At 66.4% G+C, this 15,521-nt stretch carries 12 protein-coding genes; 4 read left to right on the forward strand and 8 right to left on the reverse strand.

Going from position 1 to position 15,521, the window contains the following annotated elements; all coding sequences use genetic code 11:
* Together FFS27_RS14560 and FFS27_RS14565 are read right to left on the reverse strand one after the other, a co-directional pair.
* The coding region (locus FFS27_RS14560; protein ID WP_137952073.1) for an outer membrane assembly lipoprotein YfiO at positions 1-1,764 on the reverse strand (1,764 nt) is incomplete at its 3' end.
* A gap of 58 nt (positions 1,765-1,822) precedes the next feature.
* Positions 1,823-4,678 (reverse strand): putative bifunctional diguanylate cyclase/phosphodiesterase, encoded by a 2,856-nt coding sequence (locus FFS27_RS14565; RefSeq protein WP_003096868.1) that lies wholly within the window; start codon positions 4,676-4,678, stop codon positions 1,823-1,825.
* Between the two features lie 176 nt (positions 4,679-4,854).
* Here FFS27_RS14565 and uvrD point away from each other — a divergent pair, with 176 nt between their 5' ends.
* The 4 genes from uvrD (at position 4,855) to FFS27_RS14585 (ending at position 9,679) form a co-directional block, all read left to right on the forward strand.
* The gene (gene uvrD, locus FFS27_RS14570; RefSeq protein WP_003142104.1) at positions 4,855-7,041 is read left to right on the forward strand and encodes a DNA helicase II; all 2,187 of its coding nucleotides are present in this window, start codon (positions 4,855-4,857) and stop codon (positions 7,039-7,041) included.
* 37 nt (positions 7,042-7,078) lie between these two features.
* Positions 7,079-7,507, forward strand: coding sequence for an EamA family transporter (locus FFS27_RS14575; RefSeq protein WP_003142106.1), 429 nt, complete (start codon positions 7,079-7,081; stop codon positions 7,505-7,507).
* 97 nt (positions 7,508-7,604) lie between these two features.
* A complete protein-coding gene (locus FFS27_RS14580) occupies positions 7,605-9,098 on the forward strand; it encodes an acetyl-CoA hydrolase/transferase family protein (protein ID WP_003096875.1) in 1,494 nt (497 codons plus the stop codon).
* A 377-nt stretch (positions 9,099-9,475) separates the two neighbouring features.
* Complete coding sequence (locus FFS27_RS14585) at positions 9,476-9,679, forward strand: DUF1127 domain-containing protein (RefSeq protein ID WP_003096877.1); 204 nt, start codon at positions 9,476-9,478, stop codon at positions 9,677-9,679.
* Positions 9,680-9,734: 55 nt separating this feature from the next.
* Here the strand turns inward: FFS27_RS14585 and wbpZ are convergent, their stop codons facing one another.
* The 6 genes from wbpZ to FFS27_RS14615 form a co-directional block, all read right to left on the reverse strand.
* Positions 9,735-10,880 carry a D-rhamnosyltransferase WbpZ gene (gene wbpZ / locus FFS27_RS14590; protein WP_004364722.1) on the reverse strand — a complete coding sequence of 382 codons (1,146 nt, stop codon included), beginning with the start codon at positions 10,878-10,880 and terminating at the stop codon, positions 9,735-9,737.
* Positions 10,881-12,008, reverse strand: coding sequence for a glycosyltransferase family 4 protein (locus tag FFS27_RS14595; RefSeq protein ID WP_003102573.1), 1,128 nt, complete (start codon positions 12,006-12,008; stop codon positions 10,881-10,883). It abuts the gene before it with no gap.
* The gene (locus FFS27_RS14600; protein ID WP_003110353.1) at positions 11,992-13,374 is read right to left on the reverse strand and encodes a glycosyltransferase family 4 protein; all 1,383 of its coding nucleotides are present in this window, start codon (positions 13,372-13,374) and stop codon (positions 11,992-11,994) included. The genes FFS27_RS14595 and FFS27_RS14600 overlap by 17 nt, the downstream gene beginning before the upstream one ends.
* A complete protein-coding gene (locus tag FFS27_RS14605; RefSeq protein ID WP_021263198.1) occupies positions 13,371-14,636 on the reverse strand; it encodes an ABC transporter ATP-binding protein in 1,266 nt (421 codons plus the stop codon). The genes FFS27_RS14600 and FFS27_RS14605 overlap by 4 nt, the downstream gene beginning before the upstream one ends.
* The gene (locus FFS27_RS14610) at positions 14,636-15,433 is read right to left on the reverse strand and encodes an ABC transporter permease (protein WP_003096887.1); all 798 of its coding nucleotides are present in this window, start codon (positions 15,431-15,433) and stop codon (positions 14,636-14,638) included. The genes FFS27_RS14605 and FFS27_RS14610 overlap by 1 nt, the downstream gene beginning before the upstream one ends.
* Positions 15,433-15,521, reverse strand: an 89-nt coding sequence (locus tag FFS27_RS14615) for a hypothetical protein (RefSeq protein ID WP_134392922.1), incomplete at its 5' end; no start/stop codon positions are given. The genes FFS27_RS14615 and FFS27_RS14610, both read right to left, overlap by 1 nt.

The following is a 15,521-nucleotide window of genomic DNA, read 5'->3' on the forward strand; positions in this document are numbered from 1 at the left end:
CAGCTCCAGGCTGTTACCGGCGCCGTAGACATAGCCGAGGCTGGTGCCCAGCTTGGTCTGCGAGGGGGTTTCGCCGAGCAGCGCGAAGTCCTTGCCGAAGTCGGCGAAGCGGCTGCGGCGCAGGTCCTTGTAAAGGAGAGTGAACAGCGCGCTGTCGCGCTCTTCCGCCGTCGCGCCCTGCTTGGCCTGGCGGCGCAACAGCGCGGCGTCGGCGACGTTGCGCAGGAGGATGCTGCGCAGCAGCGGCTCCTGGACCGGCGAACCTTCGGCGAAGACCTTTTCCAACTGGCCGCTGCGCTCGTAGTTGAGCGCCAGGGCCAGCTGCAACTGGCCCTTCTGGTACGGCTGCGCGGCCTGCGGCAACAGTTCCAGCCAGAGCGCCTCGGCGGCTTTCCAGTCCTTCTGCTGCTCCAGCGCCAGCCCGCGCAGGGTCTGCTGGCTGAAGCCGACGTAGTCGAGGCTGCCGACCTTTTGCGGCAGCGCTTCGAGGGTCTTCGCCGGATCCTGGTCGACATAGAAGCGATAGGCCGCCTGCAGGTAGGCGAACAGTTCGGGATGCGCGGCGAAGCTGGCCTGTTGGGCCTGCAGCGTTTCCCAGGTGAAGCTGCGCGGGGTCGACGGATCGTGGGCGCGCATCTGCACCAGGTCGGCCACCGCCAGCAGCAGCGGAGTCTGGATGTCGCCGAGCTGGATACCGGTCAGGAGCTTGTTGTCGACCTCCTGGACCAGGTCTTCCAGGGCCATGTTGCGCTGCCCTTGCTCGGCTTCGGCGAATTGCGCGGCATAGTCCTGGGCCAGCAGCTTCTGGTCGCCGGCCAGCCAATGCACGCGCCGTTGCAAGCCCTTGGCCGAGGCGGCGTAGAGCCCCTTCGGATACGCCTGCAGGTAGGCCTCGAGGGCGCTGCGGGTCTGTTCCAGGCGAGCCTTGTCGACATTCTGCAGCTCGGGGAAGCCCATGTCGTCGAAGGCGTTCTGCTGGGCGGCGTTGAGCAGGGTGCGCGCCTGCAGGTACAGGGCGGTTTCCTTCAGCCAGGGCTGCGACACGTCCTGCAACGCCTTGAAGCCCTGTTCGGCTTCGTCGAAGCGACCACTGTAGAAGTTGGCCGCAGCCTCCAGGTACGTGGCGAAGGCCTTGCCTGCGGCCGACTCGACGCCTTGCGCGAGCACACCGCCCAGTTCCTCTTGTTCCCAGCCGCAGGCACCGAGCAGGTCCAGGCGGCTGTTGGCCAGGGCCTTGGTCTCCGCCTCGCCCAGCCCGGCGTCACGCACCTGGCTAAGAAACGCCAGCGCGCTGTCCTGGTCGTTGCTGCGGCAGCGGCTGCCCTCGCCCTCGAAGAATTCGGCGCCGGCGATCTTTTCCGGTAGCGCTTCGGCGCCCATCTGCCGGGCCAGTTCCGCGAGCGGCGAGGGCGCTGGCGCAGGCGGCGGTGTCTCGGCCTCGCTCGCCGCCGGCGGCGCGGGCGGCTGGCTGCCGTCGCCGGGCAGCAGGCGGAACAGGCCGAACGGCACCAGGCCGTAGCCTTCGAGCTTCTCTTCCTCCGACGGCGGCGCCTCCACCAGCCGCCAGTGGCCGGCGTCGGCCAGCAGCAGGCGCAGGTTGGCGCGGGTGTCGTTGCCCGGGGCGAGGAACGGCAGGGTATCGCAGACACCGCCGCCGACCAGCGACCAATCGGGATAGCAGGAGTCGTCGCTGCTGGCCTGGGCCAGCGGGGAGAGACCGGCGCCCACCAGCAGGAGGGCGGGAAGAAGCGGCTTCGAGCGCATGAATCGTCCTTAATTCGTGGGAGTCGAAAGTGCTACAGCATACTCCGCCGGATCGCGTTCAACGAGCCTGGCGCAAACCTTCCTCCAGGGCATGGGCCGGCAACGGCCGGCCGATCAGGTAGCCCTGCAGCTCGTCGCAACGCTGGGCCACCAGGAAGTCCCGCTGCTCGATGGTTTCCACGCCTTCGGCGACTACCTTCAGGTCGAGGCTGTGGGCCATGGCGATGATCGCCCGGATGATCGCCGCATCCTCGCTGTTCTGGGTCAGGTCGCGGACGAACGACTGGTCGATCTTCAGGTAGTCCAGCGGCAGGCGCTTCAGGTAGCTGAGCGAGGAATAGCCGGTGCCGAAGTCGTCGACCGATAGCTTCACCCCCATCTCGCGCAACTGGCGGAAGGTCGCCAGGACACTATCGAGGGCGTCCAGCCACTGGCTTTCGGTCAACTCCAGCTCCAGTTGCGCCGCCGGCAGGCCGCTGTCGGCAAGCGCCGAGCGCACTACGTCGAGCAGGTCGCCCTGGCGCAACTGGTGGACCGAGAGGTTCACCGAGACCCGCAGGTTCAGGCCCCGCTGGCTCCACTCGGCGGCCTGCAGGCAGGCCCGGCGCAGGACGAATTCACCGATCTCGCCGATCAACCCGCACTCCTCGGCGAGGCCGATGAAGGTCGACGGCGGGATCATGCCCTCCTCCGGATGGTGCCAGCGCACCAGCGCCTCGACCGAGTCCGGGCGGGCGCTGGCCAGGCACAGCTTGGGCTGGTAATGCACGTCCAGCTGGCCCTCCTCGACCGCCTTGCGCAACCGGGTTTCCAGGCGCAGGCGTTCGAGGGTGCTGTCCTGCAGGTTGTCGCGGAAGAACTGGAAGGTATTGCCGCCGAGTTGCTTGGCATGTTGCATCGCCAGGTTCGCCTGGCTCATCAGCACGGAGATTTCCCGTGCCTGCTCGGAAAACAGGCTGATCCCCAGCGAGGCGCCGAGGATCAACTCGTGGCCGAGCACGCTCACCGGCTGGCGCAACTGGACCAGCAGGCGTTCGGCCAGGCGCGACAGGGCCGCGGTGCCGGTGCCGCCATCGAGGAGAATGGCGAACTCGTCGCCGGCCAGACGCGCCAGGGTGTTGGCTTCCGGCGCGGTGCGCCGCAGGCGCTGGGCCATCTCCCTGAGCAACTGGTCGGCGACCTCGTGGCCGAGGCTGTCGTTGAGCAGCTTGAAGCGGTCCAGGTCGATCAGCAGCAGGGCCAGCCCGCCCTCCTCCTGGCGCGCCCGCTGGGCCGCCTCGTGCAGCCGCTCGCGGAACAACCGGCGGTTGGCCAGGCCGGTCAGTTCGTCGTAGTGCAGCAGGTGACGCAGGCGCTCCTCGACGTCGCGGCGGGCACTGAGATCGGTGAAGAAACCGACGATGTGGGTCGCCTCGCCATTGCCGTCGCGCAGCAGGTTGAGCTGCAGCCATTGGGGATAGGGATCGCCATTCTTCCGCGTATCCACCAGTTCGCCCTGCCACTGCCCGTGCTGGCGCAGCTCGGCGCGGATCTGCCGGTAGTGGCGCTGGGCCTCGGGGGTATTCACCAGCAGGCTGGCGTTGCGCCCGACCACGTCCTCGCGGCGATAGCCGGTGATGCGACTGAAGGCCTGGTTGACCGCCAGCAGGTTGTAGGCCGGATCGAGGATCACGATGCTCTCGCTGGCCGCCTCGAACACTGTCGCGGCCAGTTGCTGCTGCTCTTCCAGGCGCTTGCGCGCGCTGATGTCGCTGCGCGTGCCGAGCATCCGCGTCACCCGTCCCCGCGGGTCGCGAGCCATGGCCCGGCCACGATCCTCCAGCCAGCGCCAGCCGCCCTCCCGGTCGCGCACGCGGTACTCCACCCGGTACAGCTCGCTGCGCCCCTTGAGATGTTCGGCGAGGGCGCGACGGATGCGCGGCAGGTCGCCGGGGTGGATGCTTTCGATCAGCCTGCGATAGTCCTCGGGACCGTCCCCGGCGTCGCTGAAGACCGCCTCGAGATAGGAATGCTGGACCCGGCCGCTCTCCAGGTCCCAGTCCCACAACCCCAGTTCGCTGGCCTCCAGGGCCATGGCCAGGCGCGCCTCGCTCTGGCTGAGCGCCTGGCTGGTCGCGCCAAGCTCCTCGGTGCGCGCCTCCACCCGGCGCTGCAAAGCGTCGCGGGCGGCGCGCAGCTCGCGTTCGACCAGGCGCCGCTGGCCGACCTCCTGGGCGAGCTTGCGATTGAGCGCTTCGGCCTCCGCATTGACGCGTTCCAGGTGCAGGTTCAGCGCCTGGGTCTGGAAGCGTCGCAGCAGCGCGCCCTGCACCAGCCGGTGGATCTGCCCGGCGACCACCAGCAGCGCCACCAGCAGGATCAGGCCGAGCACGCCCCAGCCCTGCAACAGGCTATGCGGCTGTAACAGCAGGAAAACGATGGACGGCAGCAGGCCCGGCAAGGCGAAGGTGAGGAAGGCCGGCAGGCTCACCGCATAGGCGACGCTGGCGGAGAGGATCGCCGCCGCCACCAGGCCGAACACCAGCACCTGCTGGAGGAAGGCATCGGCCGGGACCAGCATGATCACCGCGAACGCCAGGGTCAGGCCCGAGGCGCCGGCGCCGCACAGGAAGGTCCGCCGCCAGTGGCGGCTGGCCTGGCGACGGCTGTCGGCCTGCTGGAAGGCGGCGACCTGCAGCAGGCGCAGGACGGCGAGCAACACCAGCCAGACCAGCCAGCCGCCGAGCAGCCAGCTGCTGACCTTGCCCCACACCAGGCAGGCACTGGTCACGCCGCCGAGCAGCATGAGCAGGGTCGGCGTGCGCGAGCCGAGATAAAGGAGCCGGGTACGCTCGATGGCGATTTCGCGGGCGTAGAGCCGCAGTACATCGGTGCTGCCGCCCGGCAGCGCCAAGGGCTCGACATGGACGGTCATAGGCGCTTGTTCTTGTAGTGGTTTGCCTTGAAGTGGCCGGAGCATAACCGAGCAGGGGCAGGCTGCCCAAGGCCGGGATAGAGCATTTTTCCGCAGCCAGGCCCGACGCTGCGCCGGCCTGCGCCGAATGGCGGCCCGGTTTGCCCGGCTTTTCCCCGCCCCGGTAGAATGCCGCGATGAACGACGACCTCTCCCTCCTGCTGAACTCCCTCAACGACCCGCAGCGCCAGGCCGTGGCCGCGCCGCTGGGCCGCCAACTGGTCCTCGCCGGCGCCGGCTCGGGCAAGACCCGCGTGCTGGTGCACCGGATCGCCTGGCTGATCCAGGTCGAGCACGCCTCGCCCTACAGCATCCTGTCGGTGACCTTCACCAACAAGGCGGCGGCGGAGATGCGCCACCGCATCGAGCAGTTGCTCGGGATCAATCCGGCGGGCATGTGGGTCGGCACCTTCCACGGCCTCGCCCATCGCCTGCTGCGCGCGCACTGGCGCGAGGCCGGGCTGAGCGAGAACTTCCAGATCCTCGACAGCGACGACCAGCAACGCCTGGTCAAGCGGGTGATCCGCGAACTCGGCCTCGACGAGCAGCGCTGGCCGGCGCGCCAGGCCCAGTGGTTCATCAACGGGCAGAAGGACGAGGGCCTGCGGCCGCAACACATCCAGCCCGGCGGCGACCTGTTCCTCGCCACCATGCTGAAGATCTACGAAGCCTACGAGGCGGCCTGCGCCCGCGCCGGGGTGATCGACTTCTCCGAGCTGCTGCTGCGCGCCCTGGACCTCTGGCGCGACCATCCCGGCGTGCTCGAGCACTACCAGCGGCGCTTCCGCCATATCCTGGTGGACGAGTTCCAGGACACCAACGCCGTGCAATACGCCTGGCTGCGGATTCTTGCCAAGGGCGGCGACAGCCTGATGGTGGTCGGTGACGACGACCAGTCGATCTACGGCTGGCGTGGCGCACGGATCGAGAACATCCAACAGTTCAGCGACGACTTCGCCGACGCCGAGGTGATCCGCCTGGAGCAGAACTACCGTTCCACCGCGTCGATCCTCAAGGCCGCCAACGCCCTGATCGCCAACAACCAGGGACGCCTGGGCAAGGAGTTGTGGACCGACGGCGAGGACGGCGAGTCGCTGAGCCTGTACGCCGCGTTCAACGAGCACGACGAGGCGCGCTACGTGGTCGAGTCGATCGAGAGCGCGCTCAGAGGCGGCCTGGCGCGCAGCGAGATCGCCATCCTCTACCGCTCCAACGCCCAGTCGCGGGTGCTGGAGGAAGCCCTGCTGCGGGAGAAGATTCCCTACCGCATCTACGGCGGCCAGCGCTTCTTCGAGCGTGCCGAAATCAAGAACGCCATGGCCTACCTGCGCCTGCTCGACGGCCGCGGCAACGACGCGGCGCTGGAACGGGTGGTCAACGTGCCGGCACGCGGCATCGGCGAGAAGACCGTGGAGAGCATCCGCGAATTCGCCCGCGGCAACGATGTGTCGATGTGGGAGGCGATTCGCCTGATGATCGCCAACAAGGTCCTGCCCGGCCGCGCCGCCAGCGCCCTGACCGGCTTCGTCGAGCTGATCGAGAATCTTTCGGCGAAGGTCATGGACATGCCGCTGCACCTGATGACCCAGACGGTGATCGAGCAGTCCGGACTGATCAGCTACCACAAGGAAGAAAAAGGCGAGAAAGGCCAGGCCCGGGTGGAGAACCTCGAGGAACTGGTCAGCGCCGCCCGCGCCTTCGAGAACAGCGAGGAAGAGGAAGACCTCACCCCGCTGCAGGCCTTCCTCAGCCACGCCTCCCTGGAGGCCGGGGAAACCCAGGCCGACGCCCACGAGGACAGTATCCAACTGATGACCTTGCACAGCGCCAAGGGCCTGGAGTTCCCGCTGGTGTTCCTGGTCGGCATGGAGGAAGGGCTGTTCCCGCACAAGATGAGCCTGGAGGAATCCGGCCGCCTGGAAGAGGAACGCCGCCTGGCCTACGTCGGCGTCACCCGCGCCATGCAGCGACTGGTCCTGACCTACGCGGAGACCCGCCGGCTCTACGGCAGCGAGACCTACAACAAGGTTTCGCGCTTCATCCGCGAGATCCCACCGTCGCTGATCCAGGAAGTGCGCCTGTCCAATACCGTCAGCCGCCCCTACGGCGGCACTTCGCGCAACGCCGGCGGCAGCCTGTTCAGCGGCGCCGGGGTGCCGGAGACGCCCTTCTCCCTCGGCCAGCGGGTGCGCCACGCGCTGTTCGGCGAAGGGACTATCCTCAACTTCGAAGGCGCCGGCGCCCAGGCCCGGGTGCAGGTGAACTTCGAGAGCGAAGGCAGCAAGTGGCTGATGCTCGGCTACGCCAAGCTGGAAGCCCTGTAGCGGCGCAGCCCGTGGAGAAAGCCCGGAGGAGGACGACATGCTGGCATCCTGGGCCTTCTGGGCACTGCTTTCGGCGCTGTTCGCCGCGCTGACCGCGATCTTCGCCAAGATCGGCCTTGACCGGGTCGATTCGGACTTCGCCACCTTCATCCGCACCCTGGTGATCCTCGTCACCCTCGGCGGCATCCTCGCGGTCCTGGGCAAGTTCCAGGCCCCGGGCAGCATCCCGCCGCGCAGCTGGCTGTTCCTGGTGCTCTCCGGGCTGGCCACCGGTGCCTCCTGGATCTGCTATTTCCGCGCCCTCAAGCTCGGCCCGGCGTCGCTGGTGGCGCCGCTGGACAAGTTCAGCGTGGTGCTGGTGGCACTGCTCGGCGTGGCCCTCCTCGGCGAACGCCTGGACCTGCGCCAATGGCTCGGCGTAGGCCTGGTGACAGCGGGCGTGGTGGTCCTGGCAATCCGCCCATAAGCCCGCTGAATGGCGCTTCGACCTTGGTATAAAGGCGAAAAATCGCGGAAACCCTAGACTGGCGGCCTCTAATAATTCGTCGTCTGAGGTTCGTTCCATGTACCGTGATCGCGTGCGCCTGCCCTCCCTGCTCGACAAGGTGATGAGTGCGGCCGAAGCCGCCGACCTGATCCAGGACGGCATGACCGTCGGCATGAGCGGTTTCACCCGCGCCGGCGAGGCCAAGGCCGTACCCCAGGCGCTGGCCATGCGCGCCAAGGAACGTCCGCTGCGTATCAGCCTGATGACCGGCGCCAGCCTCGGCAACGACCTCGACAAGCAGCTCACCGAGGCCGGCGTGCTCGCCCGGCGCATGCCGTTCCAGGTCGACAGCACCCTGCGCAAGGCGATCAACGCCGGCGAAGTGATGTTCATCGACCAGCATCTCTCGGAAACCGTCGAGCAGTTGCGCAACCACCAGCTGAAGCTGCCGGACATCGCCGTCATCGAAGCCGCCGCGATCACCGAGCAGGGCCACATCGTGCCGACCACCTCGGTGGGCAACTCGGCGAGCTTCGCGATCTTCGCCAAGCAGGTCATCGTCGAGATCAACCTGGCCCACAGCACCAACCTGGAAGGCCTGCACGACATCTATATCCCAACCTACCGGCCGACCCGCACGCCGATCCCGCTGACCCGCGTCGACGACCGCATCGGCAGCACGGCGATCCCGATCCCGCCGGAGAAGATCGTCGCCATCGTCATCAACGACCAGCCGGACTCGCCATCCACCGTGCTGCCGCCGGACGGCGAGACCCAGGCCATCGCCAACCACCTGATCGATTTCTTCAAGCGCGAGGTCGACGCCGGACGCATGAGCAACAGCCTCGGCCCGCTGCAGGCCGGTATCGGCAGCATCGCCAACGCGGTGATGTGCGGCCTGATCGAGTCGCCGTTCGAGAACCTGACCATGTACTCCGAAGTGCTGCAGGACTCGACCTTCGACCTGATCGACGCCGGCAAGCTGCGCTTCGCCTCGGGCAGCTCGATCACCCTGTCGCCGCGGCGCAACGCCGACGTGTTCGGTAACCTGGAGCGTTACAAGGACAAGCTGGTGCTGCGCCCGCAGGAAATCTCCAACCACCCCGAGGTGGTCCGTCGCCTGGGCATCATCGGCATCAATACGGCGCTGGAGTTCGACATCTACGGCAACGTCAACTCGACCCACGTCGGCGGCACCAAGATGATGAACGGCATCGGCGGCTCCGGCGACTTCGCCCGCAACGCGCACCTGGCGATCTTCGTCACCAAGTCGATCGCCAAGGGCGGCAACATTTCCAGCGTGGTGCCGATGGTCAGCCACGTCGACCACACCGAGCACGACGTCGACATCCTCGTCACCGAGCAGGGCCTCGCCGACCTGCGCGGCCTGGCGCCTCGCGAACGGGCCCGGGTGATCATCGAGAACTGTGTCCACCCGTCCTACCAGGCACCGCTGCTGGACTACTTCGAGGCGGCTTGCGCGAAAGGCGGCCACACGCCGCATCTGTTGCGCGAGGCGCTGGCCTGGCACCTGAACCTGGAAGAACGCGGACACATGCTGGCCGGCTGAGGCTGAACCGTTTCATCCGCAACTATTTCCAGCGCCCGGACGATTAATTCTTCCGGGCGTCTGGACAGGGCAGAAAAAACCACGTAAAAACATATTTCGGCGGCCTTTTCTCTTGCCGCCATCGCAACACGCCCACCCGGCCCTTTCGCTTTTCCTGCTGTAACACTTCGTTGTTTCTTTCGGTAACGCACCATGACGGTGCAGAGCGGTACAGTTACGCACCGAAACAACCCATACAGTTCGGAAACACACCCCGGTGATCCAACGCAATTCTCCGCAACTGTTCCTATTCTTGTTGACCTGTTAGTCAGATCATATTGCTCAGTTAATCACTAGCAACCTGACTACCCACCACAAGTGGGAAGGATCGACACATCATGGAACGTACCCTCGGTTCCAACACTTTCGACATCGCTCGCTCCAACCGCCGCAGCAGCAGCCTGCTGGGCACCATGAAACTGTGGCAGCGCCGCATCCAGAGCCGTCGCCAGCTGGCCCGCCTGGACTCCCGCCTGCTCGCCGACGCCGGCATCAGCGAAGCCCAGCGCTACGCCGAGCTGAACAAGCCGTTCTGGCGCTAAGCGATACTGTAACGCCCCGGTTCGGCCCAGCCTGAACTGTACCGTAGGCCGCTCCTTACCGAGCGGCCTTCACGTATCTGGAAGAAGCCTTTTCCTCCAGCAGTTCACGGTACAGCTCGCTCCAGCGACGCCCCATCTCTTCGGCGGTGAACAGTTGCCGATAGCGGGCCTCCGCGTTCCTGCCCATTTCCTCCGCCTGCTGCGGATGCTCCCAGAGCCAGCGCATCGCTTGGCGAAACGCGGCCGGCTGGCTGGGCGGCACGACCAGGCCGGTCTCGCCATGGATATTGATGTAGCTGGTGCCGGTGCCGATCTCGCTGGAGATCATCGGCTTGCCGTACATCGCGCCCTCCAGCAGGGAAATGCCGAACGCCTCGGAACGCAGGTGCGACGGAAAGACCATGGCGTAGCTGAGTTGCAGCAGGGCGACCTTGTCCTCGTCGTCCACCCGCCCGAGGAAGTGCACGTTGCGCAACCCCAGCGCCGCGGCCTGGGCATACAGCTCGGCCTGCAACGGCCCGGCACCGACGATCACCACCGGGTAATCGGTGCCCTGCAACGCATCCAGCAGGATATGCAGGCCCTTGTAGTAGCGCATCACCCCGACGAACAGGAAGAACCGCGGCCCGAGTTTCTCTCGCCAGTGCTCCAGACGCTGTGCCGCAGGCTTCGGGTAGCCGTCCTTGTCCAGGCCGTAGGTGATCACCCGGGTCTTTTCCCGGTACTGGCGGAGCACGTCGCTGGTACTGAAGTAGTTGGGCGAGGCTGCGACGATGCGATCCACGCTGTGGAGGAAACGACTCATCAGCGGCCGGTACAGTTTCAACAGGACGCGCTGGCGGATGATGTCCGAATGGTAGGTGACCACGCTCGGCTTGTTCATACCGGTGAGGAAATGCACCAGGTCCATGAACGGCCAGGGGAAGTGGTAGTTGACCACGTCCGCCTCCGCCGCCAGCTCGCGGAACTGCTTGAACACGCTCAGGGAAAAACCGGTGGAGGCGAGCTGCAGGTCGAGCCTGGCGCGATGCACCACATGTCCGCCGAAGGGCACGACAGGCGGATGCGGGTCGCTGCTCAGGGTCAGGACGTGGTTGTCGATCCCCCACGGCCCGCTGCTCTCGCAAAGCTGGAAGATCACCTGTTCGATCCCGCCTACCGTTTCGCTCAGGTAGGTCTTGTAGAAGTGCAGTACCCGCATTCAGCCCTCCACGGCACGACGATAGGCTGCAGCGGTGAGATTCGCGCAACGCTTCCAGGAAAACTGCTCCGCCCGTCGCAGGCCGGCTTCCCGGCAGCACTCCCAGTAGACGGTATCCTCGGTCATGCGGACCAGCATGTCAGATAGCCCATTGGCATCATCCGGGTCAATATAGCTGCCCGCCTCGCCGGCCACCTCCGGCATTGCGGAGAGTCGCGTGAGCAATACCGGCGTGCCGCTGGCCATGGCTTCCAGCACAGGCAGGCCGAAGCCTTCGTAGATCGAGGGGAAGACCAGCGCCCGAGCGCCCGACATCAACTCGGCGACCCGCTCGTCCGGCAGGTAGCCGAGCAGCCGCACCGTCCCCGAAGCCAGCGCCTGGCGCAGTTCGTCGTCAAGCGAGCGACTTTCCCATCCCGGCATGCCGACGATCATCAGCGGAAAACGCTGGCGGACCGCCGCCGGCAGTTGCCCATGGGCGCGCAGGGCCAGCGACAGGTTCTTGCGCGGTTCGAGGGTTCCTACGCAGAGGAAATACCCGCGCGGCACCAGGCCATGCGCGCGCAAGGGCTCGCGCAGGGACTCCCGGTCCCGCGGACGGAACCGCGCGGCATGGCCGAGGGGCGCCACCACGAAGCGCTCGCGCGGCAGGCCGAAATACGCCTGCGCCTCGTCGGCGATCGCCTGCGAGTCGGTCAGGATCAACCGCGCCTTTTCCATCCCGCGCGCCAGCCGGCGTTCTATTTCGCGCAAGCGGGCGGCGGGTTGCGTCGCAGGATAATGCAGGTGGGTCAGGTCGTGCAGGGTCATCAACATCGGCCCGTCGAAGTCCAGCGGCCAGAGACTGGGCTCATGGTAGAGATCGACCGGCGGCCGACCGCTATCGAAACGCCGCTGCTCCAGCCAGCGTCGTGCCCGGTAGGCTCCGGGCAGGTTGCGCAGCCAGGGCGACAGACGCGAATAGCCGGGCAGCGCCGCCGCCGGCAGGTCGCCGCTCCAGCCCCAGCCATGGAACAGGGAAAACTCGAAGTCCGCGTGCGCCTGCAACGCGCCCAGCAACTCGACCAGGTAATGTCCGATGCCGGTCCGCGGCGCCTGGAGAATCCGCGCGTTAACCGCAATCCGCATGTACTGCCTCGCCATGCGTCGGGGCCTTGCCGAGGGCGAGCAGGATCCGCGCGATCAGTTGCCGACTCGCTTCGTGCCAGCCGATCCAGCGCCATTCGCCGACCGGTCGCTCGGCCGGGAACTCGCCCGTGGCTTCGAAGCGGGTGACCAGGTTCGCCAGGGTCTGCGGATCGGCAAGGTCGAAGTAGGCCATGAATTCGCCGCCGATCTCGCGGAACACCGGGATGTCGCTGCCCATCGCCGGCAGGCCGCGCTGCATGGCCTCCACCAGCGGCAGGCCGAAACCTTCCACATAGGACGGGAAGACCAGCGATGCGGCATGGGAGTATGCGTACTCCAGGCTCTTGTCGGAGAGGTCGTTGAACATGAACAGGCGCTTGTTCAGCTCCGGATGCTGCCGCACCCGTTCCACCAGCGCCTCGCACTTCCAGCCGATGCGTCCGGCGATGCACAACCGCACCTGCGAACCCTGGGCCCAGGCGCGCTCGAAGGCATCCAGCAGGTAACCGTGGTTCTTCCGCGGCTCGATGGTGCTGACCATCAGGAATACCGGCGCCTTGGCCTTGAACATGCGCAGCAGGTCGGGCTCGACGGAGGCGCCGTCCTCCACCAGGTCCAGCTCCGAACCCAGGTGGAAATAATCGAACCAGCGTTGCGCGACCTTCTCCGGGCCGATGCGCCGCAGCATCTCCGCGCGCACTTCGTCGCGAATGGTCTCGGAAATCGCGACGTAGCCGTCGGCGGTGGCCGCGATCCAGTCGAACCAGTGGTTGAACACCTTGACCAGGCCGGCATCGCAGAATTGCGGATGGGTCAGGGGAATCAGGTCGTAGATCACCGAGACGATGCCCACGCCCTCGCTCTTGAGGCGTTCCGCCAGCGGGAAGAAATCGGCGTGCCAGGAGGAGTCCAGCAAGACCAGTTGGTCGCCGGCCCGATGTTCGAGCGGGGTCGCGCGCACGGGTGCAGGCTGCTGCTTGCCGAGGATGCGGTCGAGCAGGCGCAGCGGAATGCTGAGGAAGGCGAAGGCGAACAGGCGGCAGGCTACATAGAGAAGGCGCCGGGCCCACGGCGAGGAACGGAACGGGCGGCGCTTTTCCAGGGTGCGCTGGCCCAGCCAGAAGTAGTTGGCGGCTCGCTCCACCAGGATGCGCAGGCGTACCAGCGGCGAATGCGGCCGTGGGTCCAGCGGCGCCAGGCTGTGGACCTGATACAGGGTGCCGTCGAGCATTGCCACCGGGATGCACTCCACCGTCTCGTCGGCTTCCGGCAACTCGCGGATGACGTTGCGCACCACCCGCTGAATACCGGAATTGACCTTGGGATGCTCGAACACATAGGTGCATTCGACCAACAGACGCGTCATGGAGTGCTCTCCGCGGAAGTGGGGTCCAGAGCCGCCTCGCCGGAGCGGCTGATATGGGTTTCGGCGCCCAGCCAGGAGCAACCGACGAAGTCTTCCTGGCGATTGTTGATGACATGGAAGACCAGGCCGTAGTCGCGCCATTCGAAGTTGCGGTCCAGGTGCGAGTCCAGCCGCGACAGGCTCAGCGCCACCGAGTAGTGCCCCTTGCCCAGGCGCATGTCGAAGGCGAAGCGGTAGGTGATGCGCTCGCCGGCCTTCAGGTCGGTGAGGGCCTTGTCCAGGCGGTGGGTATTGATCCCGTACATCGGCTGGCCGAGGCGGTCCTTGATCATGAAGCCGAGGATCAGCCGCTCGATGTCCTGGCGAACTTCGACCTCGACTTCCAGCGTCACCGCCTGGCCTACCTCGACCACCTCCAACGCGCGCTGCCGCTGGTCGACCATCCGTACGTCGAGGATCGCTGCCTCGCCGGTGCCGGAAATCGTCCGCACCTGGCCGTCGGCGAGCATTTCCTGGCGCACGGTCTGCCCCTCGCGCTCGGCGAGCAGGGCGTTGTAGTAGTCCATCACCTCTTCCGGCCGCCCGCGCATGGCCATCCGTCCCTGCTCCAGGAGGATCGCGGAGTCGCAGATGGACTGGATCGCCGAGCGGTCGTGGGAGACGATCAGCAGGGTGGTGCCGGCCTTGCGGAAACTGCGGATGCGCTCGAAGCTCTTGTGCTGGAAATAGGCATCGCCGACCGACAGGGCCTCGTCGACGATCAGGATGTCCGGCCGCCGGGCAGTCGCCACGCTGAACGCCAGGCGCATCTGCATGCCGCTGGAGTAGGTGCGCACCGGTTGCTCGATGGCCTCGCCGATTTCGGCGAAGGCCTCGATATCCGGCATCAGCGCCTGGATTTCCTCGACCTGCATGCCCAGCAGTTGCCCGGCCATGAAGACGTTCTGCCGGCCGGTGAAGTCCGGGTGGAAGCCCATGCCCAGCTCGAGCAGCGCGGCGACCCGGCCGGCCACGCGGATCTCGCCGCAGGTCGGCTGGGTGGTGCCGGCGATCATCTTCAGCAGGGTGCTCTTGCCGGCGCCGTTGACCCCGACGATGCCGACCGCCTCGCCCGGCTCGATGGTGAACTCGACCTCGCGCAGGATCCAGTGCAGGTGGTGGCGCGAAGGGCTGAAAGGCACCAGCCATTCGAACAACCGGCTCCAGCGATTGGGATACTGCTTGTAGGCCTTGCCGAGGCCGGATACGTGTATCTGTCCCATCAGAGTTCATCCACCATTTCGCCGACCCGCTGGCGGAACAGACGCAGGCCGAGCGCGCACAGCAGCAGCGCCAGCAGGGTGATCGGCAGCAATGAAGGCCAGTCCGGCCATTGCCCGTGGAGGAACAGCTGCTGGTAGCTGCGCATCAGCGCGGTCATCGGGTTGAGTTCGATCAGCGAGCGGATACCCTCGGGCAGGATGCCGATCGGATAGACGATCGGCGTCAGCCAGAACCAGAACTGCAGGCAGATGCCGAACAACTGGCCGACGTCGCGGAAGAACACGTTGAGCACCCCGAGGATCATCCCCAGTCCCGCCGCGAACAGCACCTGGATCGCCAGCAGCGGCACCAGCGCGAGCAATGCCGCGCCCGGCAGGCGCCCGCTGAGTGCGAGAAAGCCGAGGAACAAGGCGAGGATGATGGCGAAATTGACCCCGGCGTTGAGCAGTACGATGACCGGCAGGCAGATGCGCGGGAAGCTGATCTTCTTCAGCAGGTTGGCGTTCTCGATGAACATGCTCTGGCTGCGCGAGGTGATTTCCGCGAACAGGCCCCAGGTCAGCAGCCCGGCGCAGAGATAGACGCTGTAGGCCAGGCCGTCGTCGACGCCCGGCAGGCGCGCGCGCATCACCTGGGAGAAGATCACCGTGTAGACGACGATCATCGACAGCGGATTGAGCACCGTCCACAGCGCGCCGAACAGCGACCCGCGGTAGCGCGACTGGAACTCGCGCTTGACGCTGCCGAGAACGAAGCCACGATAGCCCCACAAGGAACGAGACAAGCCAAGAAGCATCAGACCACCCTGCCGTACTGGTCCTCGAAGCGGACGATGTCGTCCTCTCCCAGGTATTCGCCGCTCTGCACCTCGATCATCACCAGGT

The sequence above is a fragment of the Pseudomonas sp. 2VD genome (assembly GCF_005503585.1).
GTDB lineage: Bacteria > Pseudomonadota > Gammaproteobacteria > Pseudomonadales > Pseudomonadaceae > Pseudomonas > Pseudomonas aeruginosa.